Raw genomic sequence first — 19,737 nt, forward strand, 5'->3', positions numbered from 1 at the left:
CCATGGCATCCAACACCGCCTCCACTGGGCCGGTGTGGGACTGGGCGGCCGGTCACGGACCCGTGACCGGCGCCCTGTCCGCCACCACCGGAGCCCTCGCCATCGCCACCACCGGCGCCGCCACCGGCATGCCCCCCGGCTGGGCCCTCGCCGTCGGCGCCGCCGGCGCGATCGGCCACACCATCACCAGCCTCCGCGACCGCCTGGCCGCCCGCACCGTCACCATGCGCGCCGCCTCCTGGCTCGTCGGAGCAGGCTGGACCACCTGGGCCATGGCTTCTGGGCCCCTCACCTGGGCCGCTCTCGGTTCCTTGGCCACGCTCGGCGTCGGTCTGGGTGCGGCGGCCCGCTCCACGCTCCTGTATGAGGAGGCACGGGAGTTGGAGGCGATCGCGCAAGCCGAGCGTCAGGTCGCGGCGGAGCTCTCCGCCGAGCGGCGTGCCATCGCGGCGGAGTGGGTGGACCGGATCCAGCGCGTCTGCAACATCACCGTCCGCGTCCTCGCGGTGGAGATGTGGCCGACGGGGACCGGGTTCACGATCGACGCCGAACTCCCGCCCGGCGGCGCCACCTACGACCGCATCGCCCAGTACGCCGCGCAACTGGGCTCCGACGCCCGCCTGCCGCACGGCTGCACCGCCAACGCGTCACGCGGCATCAACCAGGGGCGCGTCCTGATCGACGTCACCACCGTCAACGTCCTCGCCGAGGAGATCACCTACCCCACCGACTACACGCCGCTTTCGATCTACACCGGGATCCCCTGGGGTTACCGGACGAACGCGGAGGAGATCTGCGTCTACATGCGTGAGCAGTGTGCGCTGGTGGTGGGGCCGACGGGGTCGGGCAAGACGAACATGGTCCACGTGATCCTGGCCGGGTTCGCCCGCACCACCGATGTCCTGACCTGGGTCATCGACCTCAACGCCGGATCCGCCGGCCTGCCCTGGGTCCGCCCGGCGCTCGATGCCGAGGGCGGGTTCATCGACGGTGTTACGCCGGGGGTGGACTGGCTCGCGTCCTCCTACGAGGAAGCCGTCCTGATGCTGGATACGGCGCTCGCGATCGGGCATCACCGCAAGGTCGCCTACCAGGATCTGCTGGCCGAGCGGAACACCGACCAGCTTCCCGTCAGCCCGCAGATTCCGCAGATCATGCTGGTCATCGACGAGGGCGCCGAGATCCTCATCAGCAACGACCGGCGCATCAAGGAACTCGCCAAGAAGATCCTGGAGATCATCCGGATGATGCGCGCCATGGGCATCCGCACCGTCCTCACCGCACTGGGCGCGACCGGGTCCGTGCTGGGGAACCTGATGATCCGCCGCGAGGCCAAGGCCCGCGTCTGCCTGACCGGCGGCGAGATCGAGGGCATGGACCTGAACAAGGTCTTCCCCGGCTCCCGTGGCCTGCGGGTCGACCAGGCCCCCTATAAGGGCTCCGGGTTCATGGGCACCCCCGAATCGCCCGCAGCCCTGTTCAAGAACTGGCGGATCCTGCCCAACCAGATCCGGGACATCGTCGCCGCCACCAGCACCATGCACCCCACCCTCGACGACACCTCCCGCCACGTCGCAGGCCCCGCCTACACCGAGCGGTGGGACCCCGACCGCACCGCCTGGATGCGCGCACACAGCCACAACCCCGTGGGCAGCAACCAGGAGTCGCCCAGCAGGCCGGGGCGCTTGAACCTGTCCGCGCTCCGCACCGAGCAGCCGCCCGCGGCCTCACCCGAGTCCGAGGCTGACGCGCTCGCGCGGCGGTTCCGCGAGCAGATCGACGCCCAGTTCGCCACCACCCCCGAACCCAACGGGCCCGAGCCGGTGGCCGAGCAGCCGACCGCGGCCGAGCTGAACCTGTCCGCGCTCCGCGACGAAGACAACGCCGCCCGCGCCGCAGCCCTCGCGGCCCTCCTCGCCGCCGGGCCCGACGGCACCGGGGCGTCGGCGATCGCACGGGCCCTCGCCGACGAGTACGGCACCTCACGGCAGACCGTGGTCGGCTGGCTCAGGACGTGGACCGAGGACGGCACCGCCGTCCGCGTCGGCACCGGCACCAAAGCCCGCTACGTCCACCACCGCCACGCACCCGCCAACCCCGACGCGGACTAGAACCGCACAGGCCCACCATCGGGCTTTCCAGCGCGGCCATGGTGAGCGGTGAAGCGGTCCAGCAGCCGGATCGCCATGCTGTGGCCGTACCCCTTTGCCACGTCGTAGGCGGACCTACCGTCCACCGTCATGGACGGGTCTGCGCCATAGGCGAGGAGGATCGCGGTCAGGGCGCTGTCGATCGGCTCCCCTGACTGGAGAGCCGAATCGCCCTCCAAGTCGATCGCGTGCATCAACAAGGTCATCCCGCAATAGACATCGTTCACGTCGCCTCCCTCGTCGAGGAGACGCGTGAGCGCGGCGTGATCACTCACCTCGACCGCCTGATGAGCGGGCGGCCACGGCTCTGGTTCCAACTCAATGATGCTCACCACGGCATCATGCCGGACGCCTCCAGACCCCCGACCGACACGTCAGCCCCGCGCTGCTTGTCGCTTGTCGCCCACGCCCCGCGAGACCGGGTCTGGGCGGCTAACCGAGGGCCGGAAACGGGTTGTGACCTGCAATGCGACAAGCGACAAGCCAAGCGCGCGACAAGACAAGCGACAAGCCGCACGACAAGCGACACGACAAGCAGAGCACCGGCCGACACCCCCACCGCGGGTGCCGGCCGCCGTCGTTGAAGGGACCCCGTTGTGCACTACGAGACCCCGTACGAGAGCCCCGCCCCTACCCGCTACGGCGACCCGCTGTACCGACCTGCCGTCGTTCAGCAGCCGGTGATCCTCCCGGGGGAGATCCCGCCCGGCATCGACTGGGTCACCCTCCCCAACGGCGTCCGCACCCTCGCCTACACCCACCCCACCGCCCCGCCTCCCGCCGTGCCGGTCAGTCAGCCGGTGCCCGCGTGGGCCAAGACCACCGCCCTGCTCGCCCCCACGGTCGGCGGCGGCATCGCCGCCGCCGGCATCGGACTCTCTTACGCCGCCCCGGGACTCATCGCCATGAGCCAAGCCCTCTGGTCCGCCGCCGCCCTCGTCATCGCCGCCGTCATCGCCGTCCCCCTCCTCCTGCGGACCGGCCGCCGCGCCGTCGGCAGCAGCGGAGGCGGAACCCGGACGACGACGCACATCACACAGAACATCACCGCCACCGGCCTCTTCGGCCGGGCCAACGGCACCATCAACCACCACTAGGGAGCACCCGTGGCCGTTCGACGCGTCACCTGCTACGTCGCCGTCTGCGACCTGTGCGGCAACACCACGCACGACGAGGGATTCACCCCGCACCTCGACACCCCCGCCGAGGCCATCCAATACGCCATCGAGAACGCCGTGGATGAGCACAGCGGCTGGACCCTCACCCCCGACGGCGTCCTCGTCTGCGACCAGGTCAAGGACACCGCCCACGAGGACGCACACGCCGCCGCCGGAAAGCGCATGGGCCACGACGCCATGCGCGTCACCTTCACCCCCGCCTAGTAACGCCAAGGGCGGCCCCCTCACGCCAATGATCGGGGCCGCCCTCGCCTGCCAGTGCTTCTCACAGAACTGGAGACACCCAGCATGACCCATGCCCCCCGTCCCGCGCTGCTGTCCGCAGCGCTGGACGCAGCCGAACGCGGCTGGCCCGTGTTCCCGTTACGCCCCAGCGACAAGCGCCCCGCCGGCCACTCCGCAGCGCGCTGCCCCGGAACTGGCCGGTGCGCGGACGGGCACCTCGTGCCCGAGCAGCGCGCCACCACGAACCCCGACCTGATCCGGGCCGCATGGACGATGCGGCCGTACAACGTCGGGATCGCGACCGGCCCGGCGGGGCTGCTCGTGGTCGACCTCGACACGCTCAAGCTGAAAGACGAAGAAGGAACGCCTGACGGCGCAACTTCCTTCAAGGCGCTCTGCGAGCGCGCCGGGCAGCCCGTCCCGGCGACCTACCGGGTGCGGACCGCGAGCGGGGGAGAGCACCTGTACTTCACCGCCCCGGCGGGTGTCCGGCTGCGGTCGACGGCGGGCACGCTCGCCCGGAAGATCGACACCCGAGGGTGGGGCGGCTACGTCGTCGCGCCCGGCAGCATCCTCCCCAGCGGGGCGTACGAAGTCATCGACGCCACCGCCACCGCTCCCCTGCCCGACTGGCTCGCGAACGCTCTGCGGCCCGCCCAACGGGCCGTGCGGGCGGTGCCGGAGTTCGTAGTCGGCAAGACGTCCGCATACGCGACCGCCGCCCTGCGCAACGAGTGCCACAACGTCGCCACATCGGCGGACGGCACCCGCAACAGCACGCTCCTGAGGGCCGCACGAGCACTCGGCAGGCTGATCGCCACGGGCGACCTCGACCGGTCGGAGGTCGAGCAGGCTCTTAGTAGCGCTGCGACGGTGGGCGGAAGCGAGTCGCAGCGCTACTACGACGACGTCATCACCAGGGCCCTGAACTGGTCCATCGCCCACAACCCCACCCGGCGGCCGGCATGAACCAGCCCAAGCCAACACCTACTAAGAGCATCGGAACCACCGACCACCCCACGATCGCCGAACAGCCCCGCCGCCTGCGGGCCGTGGGCGCCCCGAAGGGCGTCGCCGAAGGCGTCCCCACTAGCCCTGACCCGCACCCGGCCACCGGGCCCCGGATCGTCGGCATGCTCCACGTCTGCATGCCCAGCCCCCGCGCCATCCCGACCGCCACGTCGCGGTGCGAGTGCGGACGCAACCGCAGCGCGGTCGGACACCGCCAGGTACTCGCGCTCATCGCCGACCACACCGCCCACCGGAACCTGTGCCCGCTCCTTACGGAAGGGAGGACTGCCGCATGACCACACACGACTCCGAACTGTGGGCGGGGTTCGAGGAGATGTCCGCCGAGGACGTCGCCGGGCCCGTCTGGGATGAGCCGGTACCCATCAACCCCCGCGGCCCGCTCCCCGCCTTCCCTGTCGACGCGCTGCCCGGCTGGCTCGGCGCGATGACGGCGGAGGTCGCCGAGGAGACCCAGACCCCTGTCGACCTCGCCGGGTGCCTCGCGCTGGCCGTCATCGGCACCGCCGCCGGCGGACGCCTCGCCGTCAGCGTGCGCGGGCAGTGGAGCGAGCCGGTCAACCTCTACACCGCCGTCGCCCTCCCGCCCGGCAACCGCAAGAGCGCCGTGTTTGGGCTCATGACCAAGCCCCTGCTCGCCGCCGAGCAGGCACTCATCGAGCTGACCGCTCCGCAGCGGGCCGAGGCCGCCGCGGCGGCGCGGATCGCGAAGGCGGCCGCCGAGAGGGCGGAAAAGCTGGCCGCCAGCGCCGAGCCGGACAAGGTGGCCGACCTGACCGCCTCGGCCGTTTCCATGTCGGATGCCGCCGAGCGGGCCGTGGTCCCAGCCGAACCGCAACTCGTCGCCGACGATGTCACCGCTGAGAGCCTGACCACGCTCCTTGCCCAGCAGGACGGGCGGATCTCGATCCTGTCTCCCGAGGGCGAGATTTTCGAGATCATCGCGGGCCGCTACTCCGGCGGCACCCCGAACATGGGCATCTTCCTCAAGGGCCACGCCGGAGACCTTGCCCGCGTCAACCGACAGGCCAGAGACGCCCAGCACATCGAGAACCCCGCAATCACCATGGGCCTCGCGGTACAGCCGGCCGTCCTCGACGCGATCGGCCAGATCAAAGGCGCCGACGGACGCGGCCTGCTCGCCCGGTTCCTCTACTCCAAGCCCGAATCCCTCGTCGGCCGCCGCAACCTCACCCCTCAGCTCCTCTCCCCCGACACCGCCGCCACCTACGCCCACAACCTCGGCCGCCTCGCCCTGACCCTCGCGGCCTGGACCGAGCCCGCCACCCTCACCCTGTCGCCCGAGGCGGACGCGGTCCTGCTCGCCTACCAGCGCGTCACCGAATCCCGACTCGGCAAAGGCGGATCCCTCGCCCCGATCATCAACTGGGCCAGCAAGCGCGACGGGGCCGTCGCCCGCATGGCCGGACTCCTCCACCTCGCCGCCCACCCCGACGACGCCTGGGAGCTCCCGATCGGCGCGGAGACCATGGCCGCCGCCACCCGCCTCGGGGACTACTTCACCGCCCACGCCCTCGACGTCTTCGACGCCATGGGCGCCGACCCCGCACTCGCCGCCGCCCACACCGTGCTGACCCACCTGCGCGAGACCCGCACCACCGCCTTCACCAAACGCGACCTCTTCCGCGCCGTGCCCCGGGGCGAGTTCCCCGCCATGCGCGACCTCGACCCCGCCCTGGCCCTCCTCGAAGAACACGGCTGGGTCCGCCAGCAGCCCCCGCCGCCCCGCAACGGACGCGGCGGCCGGCCGCCCTCCCCCCGCTACGAGACCCATCCCCGCGCCACCCCCGGCGCCTGAAAACCCCCACCCCCAATGACAGAACTGACAGAACCTCCCGGAACGGCACCTGACCTGCGGAAACAAGCACTCCCGTATCTCTGACAAAACCTCCGGAAACTCTGACAGAACCTCGACCCGCCCAACCGGCCCGCTGTGACAGAACCCCAGCCCGGAGGTTCTGTCAGAGTTTTCCGAGGTTCTGTCACAGCGAATGAGGCCACCAAAACCGCAGCTCAGAGGCCGTACGGCGAGGTTCTGTCAGTTCTGTCAGCACACCCCGGGGTTCTGTCACCCCGAACCGAGCTGAAGGAGCCCGATGGCAACCGCCAAACCCCCGCAGCCCGCGATCCCCATGACTCTTCAGAGGCGCCTTCACCCCGTTCCCGACGCCGCCTACATGCTCGGGTTCGAGCGCACCACCGCCTGGGAGGAGATCCGCCTGGGACGACTGCGCACCGTTCGCGTCGGCCGGCGGCGCCTCGTCCCCACCGAATACATCGAGGAGTACGTCGAACTGCTGAAACGCGAAGCCCAAGCCGCCTGACAGTCAGCACCCTCGGAGGCCGCGCCACTAGGCGCGGCCTCTCCGCTTACAGAGAGGCACCCACACCTTGCCCAACAGCGAACCTCCACCGCGCAGGAAGGCGGCGAACGGAGAGGACTCCATCTACTGGGACAAATCCAAGAACCGGTACATCGGAGCCATCTCGCTCGGCCACGAGCCGAATGGGACTCGCCGACGTCCGAAGGTCTCAGGGAAGACGAAGACGGAAGTGCGGAGCAAGCTTCGACAGCTCAGGAAGGAGCTGGAGGTAGGTGTGCAGCCTTCCGCAAAGCACACCGTGCAGAGGGTCGTGGAGACTTGGCTCGACCGCGGGTTGCGCGGACGAGACGAGCGCAGCCTCAAGACGTATCGAAGCCTGGCCAAGAATCACGTCATCCCCGATCTGGGGAAAGCCAAGATTACAGACCTTTCACCCGATGAGGTCGACGAGTGGCTGGCCGCGAAGGCTGAGGAAGTCTCGCACGAGACTCTGAAGCGGATCCGGTCGATTCTCCGCCGGTCGATCGCTCTCGCTCAACGAGACGGGAAGGTCGCACGGAACGTCGCCGAGTTCGTCGAACTCCCGCAGGGGCGGGAAGGACGCCCCAGTAAGTCCCTCTCCTTGGAAGAGGCCCACGCTGTCCTCCACGCCGAGCAAGGAACGTGGATCCACGCCTACGTGGTGCTGGCACTGCTTGTCGGGGTCCGCACGGAGGAGGAGCGGCCCCTGACGTGGGCCCACGTCCACATCGACACCGACGGAGACGATCGCCCGTACATCGACGTCTGGCGCTCAGTGAGGAAGCAGGGCGAGACCAAGACACGCAAGAGCAAGCGATCGCTGACAATGCCTCACCACGCAGCCGTTGTGCTGACGCAGTATCGGCAGGCACAGCAGGCCGAGTGCGCCGCCAGCGGGGTCGAGTGGTCCGCAGAGCGGCTCGTGTTCGGTCACGCAGATGCGACGCAGCGGAGTTCCACGGACGTCCTGCGCGACCTGCGGTCGCTGCTCAAGAGCGCCGGCTTCTCGACTCCGAAGGCCTGGACAACCCGGGAGCTCCGAACGAGCTTCGTCTCCCTGCTTTCGGATCACGGGACGCCGATCGAGGTCATCGCCAGGCTGGTCGGCCACAGCGGCACTGCGACGACGGAGACGGTCTACCGCAAGCAGATCCGCCCCGTAATCACCGAGGGGGCGGAGGCCATGGACGAGATCTTCCGGCAGAAGAGGCGTAACTGACGGGCGGTGGCTCCCCATTTGGCTCCCCCACCAGCCATCGAGGGCCATCTGTGGCCGTGACCTGGGCCTACCCGTGCGACCGGAGTTACGTGGGAGGTAATCGGGGCCCGCAGGGGCCTCGGTCGGGCCCGCGGGGTTTCGGTGGGGGTTCTGCGGTGAGGCGAGCAGGACCGTCCTGTACCCGTCCTCGACTCATCGAGTCGTCGACTCGTCCCCTGGGGAGCCATGGAGAGCCTTCTTCGTCTCGCGCTCGTGCTCGGCGGTTCGGCGCTGGTGACGTTCGCCGTCGCCCGCGTCGCCGACCTCCTCCTGCGGCACGCGGACGCCCGCCATCCCGAGACCCCGCTGTGGGGGCTGCTGCGCCGGTGCCGCACACCGCTGTACGTCGTCCTGCTGACCGCGCTCCTGGGGTGGACCCAGCGGGCCTCGGACTGGGGGCCGTTGCGCGAACACCGGGCGGGGGTCGCGCACGTGCTGCTGCTGTGCCTGATCGGCGGCGGCGCCTGGCTGGCCGTGCGGGTCGCGGCGGCCGTCGTCGAGTCCTCGTACGCGCGCTACGCCGGGCGCTCCAGCGACCTGGCCCGGGTGCGCCGGGTCCGTACGCAGGTCACGCTCATCATGCGGGTGGTGGCTGTCGTCGTCGGTGTGGTCGCGACGGCGGTGGCCCTGGTGACCTTCCCGTCCTTCCGCACGCTCGGCACCTCGCTGCTCGCATCGGCCGGGATCATCGGCATCGTGGCCGGTGTCGCGGCGCAGTCGACACTGGGGAACCTCTTCGCCGGGTTCCAAATCGCGTTCGGCGACATGGTCCGCATAGGCGACACGGTCGTGGTCGACGGCGAATGGGGCGTGGTGGAGGAGGTCACGCTGACCTTTCTCACGGTACGGACCTGGGACGAACGACGGGTCACGCTGCCCGTCTCGTACTTCACCTCCCGGCCCTTCGAGAACTGGTCGCGGGGCGGCGCGGAGATGACCGGCACGGTCTTCGTCCACTGCGACCACGCCACGCCCGTGGCCGAGATGCGCGCGCACCTCAGGACGTTCCTGGAGACCTGCCCCACCTGGGACCGGCGGGGCTGGGACCTGGCCGTCACGGACACCTCCCCGACCGGCATGACGGTCCGGGCGCTCGTGACCGCGAAGGACGCCGACGACATATGGACCACCCGCTGCGCCGTGCGGGAGGAGCTCGTCGGCTGGCTTGTGCGGGAACACCCCGCCGCCCTCCCGCGCATCGTCACGGCGTCGGCGCCGCTCCCCTCGCCGGAGGATCCGGACGACGACCACATCAGTTCTACCCATCGTGACTAGTTCTCGACAGGGAGTGAGCAACTCCGCATGACGGCTGCCGCCATGGGCAGGAATCGGGTGGTACGTCCGCCACCGGCCGCCAGAGGAGCCGCTCATGTCCACCCGACCGCCCCTGCCTCCTCCCCTGCCTCCGCCTCGGGCCTCCGAGCCGGTCTTCACCGCCGACTTCGCCTCACCGGAGCAGTGGATCGCCGGGCGCTCGTGGGCCTATCCGAACGGCGGCCCGGTCAACCCGGGCGACAACAAGCTGGACCATCTGACGGCGGATCCCGCCTACAGCCGGTCCGGCGTCTTCCGCGCGACCCGCCGGGCCGACGGGCGGTGGGACTCCGGGCTGCTGACCACGGAGGGCAGCGCGCAGGGTTTCGAGGTGCGCGCCGGGGACGTGCTGGAGGCGCGGGTGCGGCTCCCCGTGGAGACCGGGGCGTGGCCGGCGATCTGGACCTGGCGGGACGGCGGCCAGGAGATCGACGTCTTCGAGTACCACCCCGACAACCCCGACCTGCTCGAACTGTCGAACCGCGTGCGGGGCACCTACCGCTACCACCGCTCCCCCTCGGTCCGGCCGGGCGGCTGGATCCGGCTGCGGACCGAGTTCGGCTCCCGCTCGGTGGTGTGGTGGCTCGACGACGAGAAGGTGTTCGCCGACGGGCGCGGGGTCGGCGCGTCCTGGCACGCCTTTCTGATCGTCAATCTCTCGGTCTGCGCGGGCCGTTACCACCCGGCGCCGGATCCGGAGACGCGCGAGATGTCCTTCGAGGTGCGTGACCTGCGGGTGTTCCGGCCGGGCCGGTAGAGCGGCTCGCGTCGGGCCGGACACGTACCGCGCGCGTGGGTATTGTTCGCGCCGTGGCGGCGGGGGTTCGCCCACGGGACGGCGGGAGACGCACATGGCGTGGCGCAGGGACCGGGCGCGGATGGTCGCGACCGGGGACGAGCACCGGGTGACTCCCGCGGAACTCTTCTTCGACCTGGTGTTCGTGTACGCGATCACTCAGGTGACGGCCCTCATGGCGGCCGATCCCTCGCCGACGCGGGTGGCCGGCGCGATGATCGTGCTCGCGCTGCTGTGGTGGTGCTGGTGCTGCTTCGCGTGGCTGGGCAACGTCGTCCGGGCCGACTCCGGCGCGCTGTTCGCCGTGCTCGTCACGGTGATGGCGGTCGTCTTCATCGTGTCGCTCGTGGTGCCCGAGGTGTTCGCGGACAAGCCGGGCGGGCTCTCGGCGCCCCTGCTCTTCGTGCTCTGCTACGGAGCCGTGCGCGTGCTCCATCTGGTCTCGTACTGGCTCTCCAGCCCCGGGGATGCCGCCCTGCGAGCCACGCTGCGGCGCACGGCGCTGCTGTCCGTGCTGCCGCCGATGGTGCTGCTGCTGATCGGCTCCGCGTACACGGGCAGTGTGCAACTCCTGCTGTGGCTGGGCGCGGTGGTCATCGACTACGGCGGCATCTATGTGACCGGGGCCTCCGGCTGGCGGGTCAACTCCCCCGCGCACTTCTCCGAGCGGCACGGCCTCATCGTCATCATCGCGCTCGGCGAGTCGATCGTGGCCATGGGCGTGGGTGTCGGGGGCTTCCCCGTCACGGTCGCCGTCCTGGGCACGGCGGCGGCCGGACTGCTGCTCTCGGCCGCGCTGTGGGCGCTGTACTTCTGGCGGCTCGCGGAGGGGGCCGAGCACCGGCTCGCCGCTCTGGAGGGCGACGAACGGACCCGGTTCGCCCGGGACGTCTACACCTTCCTGCATCTGCCGCTGGTCGCCGGTGTCGTGCTGTGCGCGCTCGGCATGAAGAAGGTCCTGCAACAGGTCGCCGACACCGGCCACTACGACCTCGCCGAGCCCCTGCACGGGGTCGTGGCCTGGTCGCTGACCGGCGGGGTCGGGGTGTTCCTGCTCGGCGGCGCCGCGATCGTGCTGCGCAGTTCGGGCCGCCGTCCGACGGTCCTCGCCGTGGGCGGGGTGTGCGCCCTCGCGTCCGGCGCGCTCGTCGGTCTCGTCCCCGCCCTCGTGGCCCTCGTGGTCCTCGCCGCCGCGCTGACCGCGCTGGTCGCCCTGCACGGCCGGGGTGCCGGGGCGCGGCCCGCCCACGAAGCGGGCTGAAAGGGCCTTCCTCCGGCCCGGTTTGGAGGATCACGACAGCTTCGCGCCGTCGTGCGGGCCGATCCCACAAGGCTCGGCGACCCCGGCCCGCGCCCGCCCCCTCCTGGGCACACTGGCCCCATGGCTCCCACGGTCCCGCACCCGGTCCCCCGTCGCCCGCCCGAGCGGAAGCCGACCCTGATCGGCTCGGTCCGGCGGGCCCTGCTCCTCCTGGAGATCGTCTCCGAGTACGGCGAGGTCACCGCCAAGCGCGTCTCCCGGACCGCGGGACTGCCGCTCGCCACGACGTACCACCTGCTGCGGACCCTGGTCCACGACGGCTATCTGCACCACGAGCGGGGCAGGTTCCGGCTCGGGCCCGCCGCGCACCGGCTGGGCGGCGAGGGTCAGGGCGGGGGCGCGCGGCTGCCGGACTGGTTACGGGCGCTCCACGAGGAGCTCGACGCCCCCGTGTACTACGGCGTGTTCGTGGCGGAGGAGGTCGAACTCGTCGCGTACGCCGACACCCCGGAGCGACCGGCGGTCGAGGAGTGGACGGAGTTCCGCAGCAGCGCGCACGCGCACGCCCTCGGGCAGTGTCTGCTGGCCCAGCTGGACCCGGACGCCCGTCGCGCCTATCTCTCCCGGCATCCCGTCGGCCGGCTGACCCCGAGGACGGTCCCGGACGAGGAGGCGCTGATGCGGCGGCTCTCCGGCATACGCCGAGGGGCGCCGGTGCACGAGTGGGAGGAGTACGTGCTCGGTACCGTCTGCGCTGCTGTTCCCGTCTCGGTCGGCGCGGTCCGGTCGGCGGTGGCCGTCTCGCTGCCGGTTGCGGAGCGCGAACGGCTGCGGGGCACCGCCCGGAAGCTTCAGCTCCGTCTCGAACAGACGCTGCTCACGCAGGCGTTCACGGTCGTCCTCTGATCCCGGGGAGCGCGGGGCCTCGGTACGCGGCGGCGCGGTGCCCTCGGAACCCGGCGGCGCGGTGGCCTCGGTACGCGGCGGCTCAGTACGCGGCGGCGCGGTGCTGGATGTAGGCGCGCAGCCTGGTCGTGTCGGCGGCCGTCCAGCCCTCCGGCGGGGCCACCGCCGCCCAGCCGTCCACGGCCCCGGCGCCGTAGCGGTGCCCGTGGGGTGCCTGCACCCCGTAGCTGACGGCCATGTCGATCGAGGTCTGCCAGAAGGCGACGAACGGGAACCAGTCGATCTCGGGAGTGATGTCCGGGCCGAGCGGGTCCGCGAGCCACGCGGGGCGCTCCAGGAGGAGGGCCGGGGACCACCAGACCACGGGGTCGGAGGCGTTCTGCAGATAGACCGCGCGTGGGAACCCCCAGCGGGCCGGGGGCCGGGTGAGGTCGGCCGCCGGGAACTGGGCGAAGCGCACCCGCGCCCCGCCCTCGTACTGCGGGCGCCACACGGGGCTGCCGGGGTCCCGGTCGCGCCGGATCTCCTGGGAGATCGGGGAGAAGTTCGGGGTGCCGAGCAGCAGGGCCCCGTCCGTGCGGGCGAGCAGGTCGTCGGGGCCGTCGAAGGAGGCCTCCACGGCGTAGGCGCCGAGGCTCTCGCCGGTGACGAGGAACGTGGGGCGGCGCTCGGCCGGGAGCGTGTCGAGCCGGGCGCGTACTTCCCGCACGAGCGCCCGGGTGGCCTGGCCGGCCTTCTCCTTGTCGACGAGGAAGGAGACCCAGCTGGGCAGGTACGAGTACTGGACGGCGACGATCGCGGTGTCGCCGCCGTACATGAACTCCAGCGGCTCGGCCACGTTGGGGTTGACCCAGCCCGTGCCGGTGGTGCCCGCGACGACGAGCACCCGGCGGTCGAAGGCGCCGGTGCGCTCCAGCTCCCGTACGGCGAGCCGGGCCTGGGCGGCGAAGGGGCGCTCGTCCGTGAAGGCGGCCGGCAGCGCGGAGGGTATGTAGACGCGGACCGGGTCCTTGGCGGGGCCTCCGGAGACGGCGGTGACGCGGGCGCGGGTGGGGACGGATCCGGTGAAGTTGCGGCCCTGGTAGCCGAGGTCCTGCCAGGCGATGAGGGAGCCGGGTCCGCCGGAGACGTACCGCGAGACGGGCCGCTGGATGCCGTCCTTCGTGCCGCCGTTGGTCGCCTCGGCGATCCGGTCGGCGACGTCGACGATCCCCCGGTCGAAGACCACGTCCCGGACGCCGACGAGGACGGCGAGGGCGGAGAGCAGCGCCCCGACGGCGAAGGCGACGGGTTTCGGCAGGAGCCTGCCGAGCAGCCGGATCAGCTTGGCCGAGGCGAGCCGCACGGCCCGGGCGACGAGGAGGAGGGCGAGCAGCAGGGCGGTCGCCATCAGCGCGATCATCGGGGTGTGCCAGGTCAGGCCCTGCGGCAGGCCTTGCAGGACCCGGAGCTGACGCTGCATCCGGGCGCTCTCGGAGATCAGCAGGCCCGACAGCACGGGCGCGGCCACCCAGTACGTCTGCCAGCACCGGGCCCGCACGCGCTCACCGGGCAGCCGGGGCGCGAGCGCCCGGACCAGCCAGGCGGCCGAGGAGCCGAGCGCGTAGCCGATGGCGGCGGTGATGCCGCCGACGACGCCCTGGAGGTACCAGGGTCGCGGGACGAGCGAGGGGGTGAGGGAGGCCCAGAAGAAGAGGGTGGCGGCGCAGAGCGCGGTCAGGTCGGGCCAGCGGCGGATCAGGTACGAGGGGTCGGGGCGGTCCCAGTAGGGCCGGCGGACGAGGGCCAGGAGCCGGTCGCGGAGCGCCGCGACCCGGGCGGCGGGGCCGGTGCGGGCGGTGGGGTCAGTGGAGCCGGCGGACCGATCGGTGGTGGGGTGCCGGTCGGTCGAGGTCATCGGCTCAGCCTCGTTCACCGTGCACCGTTGTGCAACCGGCCCGCCGGCCGGGCCTGCTTCCGGACACGGCCTAGTACGAGGGCCGTTCCTCCCGGGCGTCCCGGACCTGCCGGACCTGTCGGACCTGTCGGGCCGGGCCGCCGGGGGCGGGCTCTGCGGTCCGGGCGGGTGTCCGTTCCGGCTCGGCGGGCGCGCCGCGTTCGGCGCGTGCGGCCTCGGCGCGCAGCAGGGCGCGCAGGACGGCGAAGGGGTCGGTGGGCATGGCGAAGCTCCTTGGGGTGGGGGGTGAGGTGCGTGAGAGGTACGGGCCTCTCAGCAACGCATCACCACACACCGCAGGGCGGCGCCGTGCGGACGCGGTACGGGTGCGGGGGCGGACACCCGGGCGGCGGACTGGTCCCCGCCGGGAGCCCGGCGCGCGTCCCGGGGGCGGACGCCCCGGCGGCGGGAGCGGAACCGTCCGGGTGCCGCGGCCGCCGCCTCGGCGAGTTCGTGCGCCTCACTGCCGGGGTCGGCGGGCTGGCTCGTGGACAGGTGCCTGGCTTCCGCGCAGGCCGGTCCACCGACGCCGGCGCCCACCCCGAACAGGGCGGCGAGCACCAGCGCGAGGACGAGCACGGCACGCCGGGCCGCACTCGCCGGAGCGGCGGGCGCGGGGTGGGGGGTCGTGCCGGGGCTCATGGAGATGCGTACTGCCCCGGGGCGGGCCCGACGTGCGGGAACGGGCGGCGGATCCGCCCGAGCGGCCTACGCGGGCACGCCCGAATTCACGCGCTCGGCCGCGCCGTCGGCGGCGTGCGGGGAGGCCTCCGGCCCGGCGTCCGCACCCGCGCCCGCGCCCGCCTCGGCGTCCGCCCCGCCGTCCATCCCGGCGTTCGCGCCCGCTTCCGCGCCTGCGTCCGCGCCCGCGTCCGCCGTGCGCGTCTTGCGGGCCGACATCCACGCGTAGACGAGCACGCCCGCGAAGAGGAACAGGACGCCCTGGTACACGGCCGCGTAACCGGAGCCCGCCACCAGCCACATGGAGAAGCCGAACGCGGCGGCGGCCAGGACGCCGTCGCGGGCGAGCCGCGCGCGGTCGACGCGCTCGGCGCGGCCGGAGAGCAGGAAGTAGATCTGCGCGGCGGTGGACAGCAGGTACGGGACGGTGGCGGTGAAGGTGGTGACGAGGACCAGGATCTCGAAGACCCCCTCGGTGCCGACCGTGTAGTTGTAGACCGTCAGGAGCGAGGCCAGGACCACGGTCACGAGGACGCCGACCGTCGGGACCCCGCGCCGCTTGCGGGCGAAGACCTGGGGGAAGAGGCCGTCGCGGGCGGCGGCGTACGGGGTCTGGGCGCTGAGCAGCGTCCAGCCGTTGAGCGCTCCGACCATGGAGACCAGGGCCATGCAGGCGATGGCGGTGCCGCCCCAGGAGCCGCCGAACATGACGTTCACGGCGTCCGAGAAGGGCGCGGTGGAGTCGACGAGCCGGTCGTGGGCGACCGTACCGAAGACGGCGACCGTGCCGAGGAGGTAGATGGTGGCGGCGCCCAGGGTGCCGAGGACGGTCGCGCGGCCGACGTTGCGGCGGGGGTCGCGGACCTCGCCGGCGCTGACGGCGGCCGACTCGACGCCCAGGTAGCTGAAGAGCAGGATCGCGGCGGAGGCGGAGACCGCGCCGAGCGCGTCGTCGCCGCCCGCCTGGAAGGGGCCGAGGTTGGCGCTGTCGAAGAAGAAGAGCCCGCCGACGGCGACCAGGAGCAGCGGGACGAACTTGAGGACGGTCGCGACCAGCTGGACCGCGCCGACGTAGCGGGTGCCCGCGAGGTTGGCGAGGGCCGGCAGCCACTGGAGCGTCAGGGCGGCGGCGATGGTGGCGGCCGTCGACTCGTGGACCGGGATCAGGACGTCGAGGTAGCCGACGGCGGCCACGGCGAGGGCCGCGTTGGAGACCCAGGCGGTGATCCAGTACGACCAGGCCGCCAGGAAGCCGGCGAAGTCGCCGAAGGCGGCGCGGGCGTAGACGTACGGGCCGCCGGTCTGCGGGTGACGGTGGGCGAGCCGGCCGAAGACGAGGGCGAGGGCGATCGCGCCGAGGGTGAGGACGCCGAAGGCGACGAGGCTGATCGTGCCGAAGGGCGCGACGGAGGCGGGGAGGAGGAAGATGCCGCCGCCGATGATGTTGCCCATGACCAGGGCGGTGGCGATCGGGAGTCCGAACCGCCGGGCGTGCCTGGTCTCTTCGGCGGAATCGGACGGTGGTGCGGGGGTGGCCGTGCTCATGGGGGGTGGTGCGCCTCTCGTCGTACAAACCCGAACATGGTCCGGGAGGTGAGACGCCTCGCCAAATCAGGTGTTTTTCTCCGGTGCGACCGCCCCGTCAACCGGAAGAAACACTTCCGCATCGCTCGTGGGCGGGGAAATCTCCAGCGGCACCTGCGGGCCCGCGCACTCCCACAGCCAGCGGCGCAGCACCTGGTGCACCTGCTCGGCGCCCACCAGTTCGCCCCCGTCCCCGACCGGCTCCGAGAGGTCCACGGGCGACAGCAGGAACGGGTGCCCCTGCTCCCCGCCGAGGCCGCCGTGCGAGCCGATCTGCTCCTCGAAGGCGTGCACGGTCCCGGTCGCCGGGTCGTACATCGAGTTGACCATGATGTCGGCGACGTGCGGGAAGCCGTCCGTGCGCCGGACCGCGTCCGCCGCGCCACGCCCGAACACCGCCAGCGGACCGTCGTCGTCGAGCGCCGCGACCGGCACCTCGGCCCCGTCCCGCCCGAGCACGACCGAACCGTGCTCGGCGCTCGCCACCAGCAGGAAACCGATGCCGGGGTGGTTGGCGAGGGTGCGCAGCAGCCCGGGATGACGGCGCTCGATCTCCTCGCGGGTCATCCGGTGCGGAACCTCGGGGAAGGAGATCAGCCCGAGGTTCCCGGAGGCCAGCACGACGGGCTCGGCCCTGCCCCCGGTCTCCTCGCCGCCAACCCGCTCCCCTTCGCCCTCCTCGTCCACCGGCCGGTGGAGCGCGCTGCGCAGCGCGTCGCGGGCCGCGTCACGGGCCTCGGAGCCTCCCCCGGACTCCGTCTGGGGGTGCCCCCAGCGGGTCCGCCGGACCCTGCGCGGCACGGGCAGCCCGCAGCCCGCCCGTACGAGATCGCGCAGGGTCAGCCCGTAGGCGCCCTCGAAGGTCGGTCCCGCGCTCTGGCCGTGGTCGGAGAGGAGCACGATCCGGTACGGGCGGGGCGCGTGCTCGGCGACCTTGGCGATCAGCGCGATCGACCGGTCGAGCCGGGCCAGCACCCGGTCGGTGTCGTGGCCGTGCGGCCCCGAGTGGTGCGCCACCTCGTCGTACGCGACGAGGTCGGCGTAGACGGCGGTCCGCCCCGCCAGCAGATCACCGATCACGGCGGCGACGACCACGTCCCGTTCGACGACGGTGGCGAAGGCGCGGACGAAGGGGTAGAGGCCGCCCCGCGAGACCCTGGGGCTGTCCTTGCGCAGCCTGGACCTCGTCGACTGGACGATCTCGCGGACCACCTCGGTGACGAGGGAGCCCGCCGTGCGGACGGCGTTGGCCGGGTCGGAGAAGTACGTGAAGTACCCGGCGCGGGAACGGTTGCGGCGGCCCCTGCGGGCCGCCATCGACAGGACCAGGGCCAGCTGGTCCGCTCCGCCGCTGAACAGGTTGCCGCGCGAGGCCCCGTCGACGGTGAGCAGTCCGCCGTCATCGGTGCGGGCGATGGCGCGCCGCTGGAGCTCGACGGCGCTCGCGGGCCGGTTGGAGACCATCAGCCGGCCGGTGTCCTTCTCGTACCAGCGGAAGGCGGGCACGTCCTCGTTGGAGCCGTGCAGGATGCCGAGCTGGCTGGCGCCGGTCTGACTGGACCAGTCGGTGCGCCAGGGGGTGAGCCGGTGGCTGGTGTCGAGCCAGTCGGCGACGGTCGGCATCAGTCCGTCGGCGACCGCGTCACGGAGCACCTGGTGGCCGACCCCGTCGAGCTGGAGGAAGAGCGTCCCGGGCGGGGTCTGCGGGCCACCGGTCACCGCCCGGGGCCGCTTGCGGTCCGCGAGCCGGTACAGGCGCCTGCGGTAGGCGTCGTCGTCCCTGACCGCGAGGGCGGTGGAGGTCGCCGAGGCGACGGCCGACATCACGGCGGCGACCACGACGGCCGTCTCCGGGTTGGCGGCGCCGCGCCCGTCGGGGACCAGCCAGAGCGCGATGAGCAGCAGCGAACCGTTGAGGAAGAACACCAACAGGCCGAGGACCAGGGCCGGTACGAGCAGCAGCGCGCGGACGACGACGGGCCAGACGAGCGCGGTGAGCAGACCGAAGACGCCCGCGCCCCACACGGCGGTCAGCGCGGTGCGGGTGATGCTGTCGCCGTCGGCGGACTGGAGTTGGAAGTCGGGGAGCAGCCCGGCCAGGGCGAGCATGGTCAGTGTGGACACCGCCCAGACCACGATCACCCGCACCACGGCGCTGCCCGCGGTCCGCCAGCGGCCGTCGGTACGCCATCGCCCGTCACCCACGCCTGGTTCACCTTTCACCCGTTACCTGCCTCAAGCGTGGCACATCACCCACATGACGCGGCGCGGCCGCGGGGGCGGGCGAGGGCCTGGGGGCCTGCGGGGCCCGCGGACCTGAGGGCCTGGGGACCTGCGGAACTCGGGGCCTGGGGCTCGGCCCGGGTGGCGGGTGGCGGGTGGCGGCTTCAGCAGCCGTCGTAGCCGGCGGTGGGCATGGAGAGCCTGCGGTGGACGTCGGCCTTGCGGGCCGAGTCGTAGGACGGCTCGTCGAGCCCCGCGGTCTCCAGCCGTACACCGCGCCGCTCGCACTCGGTGCGGAAGCCGGCCACATCCGTCAACGCCCGCGACAGGACCCGTTCGTTGGGGGCGACGAAGAGGTCGACCTGGCCGGCGTCCACGTCCGCCCAGAGCACGGCGTGGTCGGGCCTGATGCCGTAGAAGAGGAGCTGTCTGGTCACCGCGTAGCCCTTGTCCAGGGCCCAGCGGGCGCACATGGCGTGCTGGCTGCGCGTGTCGACCAGGAAGGGGTCGCTGTCGAGTTCCTCGAGCGGGGTGAGGCTGGCGATCGCCGCCACCCGAACGTCGTCCATGGACCGACCCTACTCCGAACCGGGGCACCCGAGCAGACCACGCCCGCGCGGCGCGCACCGGTCTCACGGCGGCGAGGAGTAGCCACAGGTGTGGCAGATCTTCCAGCCGTCCTGGGTGACGGCGAGGACGCCCCCGCAACGCGGGCACTGCGCCGAATTGCAGGTCGTCCCCATCGTGCTCACCGCGACTCCCATCCCCTTGCTGACGGATGGCTACCCCCGCATCCCACCGTAGACGCCCCGCGTCGCCCGCCGCGGACA

At 72.2% G+C, this 19,737-nt stretch carries 19 protein-coding genes; 12 read left to right on the forward strand and 7 right to left on the reverse strand.

Annotated features, from left to right (window positions below; all coding sequences use genetic code 11):
* Positions 1–2: 2 nt before the first annotated feature.
* A complete protein-coding gene (locus AB0E14_RS00880; protein ID WP_362409862.1) occupies positions 3–2,111 on the forward strand; it encodes a hypothetical protein in 2,109 nt (702 codons plus the stop codon).
* Here AB0E14_RS00880 and AB0E14_RS00885 read toward each other — a convergent pair.
* The gene (locus AB0E14_RS00885; RefSeq protein ID WP_362409864.1) at positions 2,108–2,482 is read right to left on the reverse strand and encodes an ankyrin repeat domain-containing protein; all 375 of its coding nucleotides are present in this window, start codon (positions 2,480–2,482) and stop codon (positions 2,108–2,110) included. The genes AB0E14_RS00880 and AB0E14_RS00885 overlap by 4 nt on opposite strands.
* 318 nt (positions 2,483–2,800) lie before the next feature.
* Between AB0E14_RS00885 and AB0E14_RS00890 the strand changes: the two genes are divergently transcribed.
* The 11 genes from AB0E14_RS00890 (at position 2,801) to AB0E14_RS00940 (ending at position 12,483) form a co-directional block, all read left to right on the forward strand.
* Positions 2,801–3,247: a hypothetical protein gene (locus AB0E14_RS00890; protein ID WP_362410345.1), complete on the forward strand. Its 447-nt coding sequence runs from the start codon at positions 2,801–2,803 to the stop codon at positions 3,245–3,247.
* 9 nt (positions 3,248–3,256) lie between these two features.
* Positions 3,257–3,532 carry a hypothetical protein gene (locus AB0E14_RS00895; protein WP_362409866.1) on the forward strand — a complete coding sequence of 92 codons (276 nt, stop codon included), beginning with the start codon at positions 3,257–3,259 and terminating at the stop codon, positions 3,530–3,532.
* A gap of 84 nt (positions 3,533–3,616) precedes the next feature.
* Entirely contained in the window at positions 3,617–4,522 is a 906-nt protein-coding gene (locus AB0E14_RS00900) for a bifunctional DNA primase/polymerase (RefSeq protein ID WP_362409868.1), read from the forward strand.
* A complete protein-coding gene (locus tag AB0E14_RS00905; RefSeq protein WP_362409870.1) occupies positions 4,519–4,860 on the forward strand; it encodes a hypothetical protein in 342 nt (113 codons plus the stop codon). The genes AB0E14_RS00900 and AB0E14_RS00905 overlap by 4 nt, the downstream gene beginning before the upstream one ends.
* Positions 4,857–6,401, forward strand: a complete 1,545-nt coding sequence (locus AB0E14_RS00910; protein WP_362409872.1) for a YfjI family protein — start codon at positions 4,857–4,859, stop codon at positions 6,399–6,401. Before AB0E14_RS00905 ends, AB0E14_RS00910 begins: the two co-directional genes overlap by 4 nt.
* Positions 6,402–6,699: 298 nt before the next feature.
* On the forward strand, positions 6,700–6,927 hold the full coding sequence (locus tag AB0E14_RS00915; protein ID WP_362409874.1) for a helix-turn-helix domain-containing protein: 228 nt from the start codon (positions 6,700–6,702) through the stop codon (positions 6,925–6,927).
* A 67-nt stretch (positions 6,928–6,994) separates the two neighbouring features.
* On the forward strand, positions 6,995–8,167 hold the full coding sequence (locus AB0E14_RS00920; RefSeq protein ID WP_362409876.1) for a tyrosine-type recombinase/integrase: 1,173 nt from the start codon (positions 6,995–6,997) through the stop codon (positions 8,165–8,167).
* 225 nt (positions 8,168–8,392) lie between these two features.
* Complete coding sequence (locus AB0E14_RS00925; protein ID WP_362409878.1) at positions 8,393–9,481, forward strand: mechanosensitive ion channel domain-containing protein; 1,089 nt, start codon at positions 8,393–8,395, stop codon at positions 9,479–9,481.
* Positions 9,482–9,575: 94 nt separating this feature from the next.
* Entirely contained in the window at positions 9,576–10,277 is a 702-nt protein-coding gene (locus tag AB0E14_RS00930; protein WP_362409881.1) for a beta-glucanase, read from the forward strand.
* 94 nt (positions 10,278–10,371) lie between these two features.
* Positions 10,372–11,577 (forward strand): low temperature requirement protein A, encoded by a 1,206-nt coding sequence (locus tag AB0E14_RS00935; protein ID WP_362409883.1) that lies wholly within the window; start codon positions 10,372–10,374, stop codon positions 11,575–11,577.
* Between the two features lie 120 nt (positions 11,578–11,697).
* Positions 11,698–12,483 carry an IclR family transcriptional regulator C-terminal domain-containing protein gene (locus tag AB0E14_RS00940; protein ID WP_362409885.1) on the forward strand — a complete coding sequence of 262 codons (786 nt, stop codon included), beginning with the start codon at positions 11,698–11,700 and terminating at the stop codon, positions 12,481–12,483.
* Between the two features lie 82 nt (positions 12,484–12,565).
* On the opposite strand, the gene AB0E14_RS00945 is transcribed toward AB0E14_RS00940, so the two are convergent.
* The 6 genes from AB0E14_RS00945 to AB0E14_RS00970 all read right to left on the reverse strand — a co-directional run bounded on the left by AB0E14_RS00945 (position 12,566) and on the right by AB0E14_RS00970 (position 19,476).
* The gene (locus tag AB0E14_RS00945) at positions 12,566–14,380 is read right to left on the reverse strand and encodes an alpha/beta hydrolase (RefSeq protein WP_362409887.1); all 1,815 of its coding nucleotides are present in this window, start codon (positions 14,378–14,380) and stop codon (positions 12,566–12,568) included.
* Positions 14,381–14,450: 70 nt separating this feature from the next.
* Positions 14,451–14,642 carry a hypothetical protein gene (locus tag AB0E14_RS00950; protein WP_362409889.1) on the reverse strand — a complete coding sequence of 64 codons (192 nt, stop codon included), beginning with the start codon at positions 14,640–14,642 and terminating at the stop codon, positions 14,451–14,453.
* A 50-nt stretch (positions 14,643–14,692) separates the two neighbouring features.
* Positions 14,693–15,061 carry a hypothetical protein gene (locus tag AB0E14_RS00955; RefSeq protein ID WP_362409891.1) on the reverse strand — a complete coding sequence of 123 codons (369 nt, stop codon included), beginning with the start codon at positions 15,059–15,061 and terminating at the stop codon, positions 14,693–14,695.
* Between the two features lie 66 nt (positions 15,062–15,127).
* Entirely contained in the window at positions 15,128–16,645 is a 1,518-nt protein-coding gene (locus tag AB0E14_RS00960) for an amino acid permease (protein ID WP_362409893.1), read from the reverse strand.
* Between the two features lie 66 nt (positions 16,646–16,711).
* The gene (locus AB0E14_RS00965; RefSeq protein WP_362409895.1) at positions 16,712–18,889 is read right to left on the reverse strand and encodes a phage holin family protein; all 2,178 of its coding nucleotides are present in this window, start codon (positions 18,887–18,889) and stop codon (positions 16,712–16,714) included.
* A gap of 182 nt (positions 18,890–19,071) precedes the next feature.
* Positions 19,072–19,476 (reverse strand): hypothetical protein, encoded by a 405-nt coding sequence (locus AB0E14_RS00970; protein WP_362409897.1) that lies wholly within the window; start codon positions 19,474–19,476, stop codon positions 19,072–19,074.
* Positions 19,477–19,737 lie beyond the last annotated feature (261 nt).

The sequence above is a fragment of the Streptomyces sp. NPDC047981 genome (assembly GCF_040653315.1).
Lineage (GTDB): Bacteria > Actinomycetota > Actinomycetes > Streptomycetales > Streptomycetaceae > Streptomyces.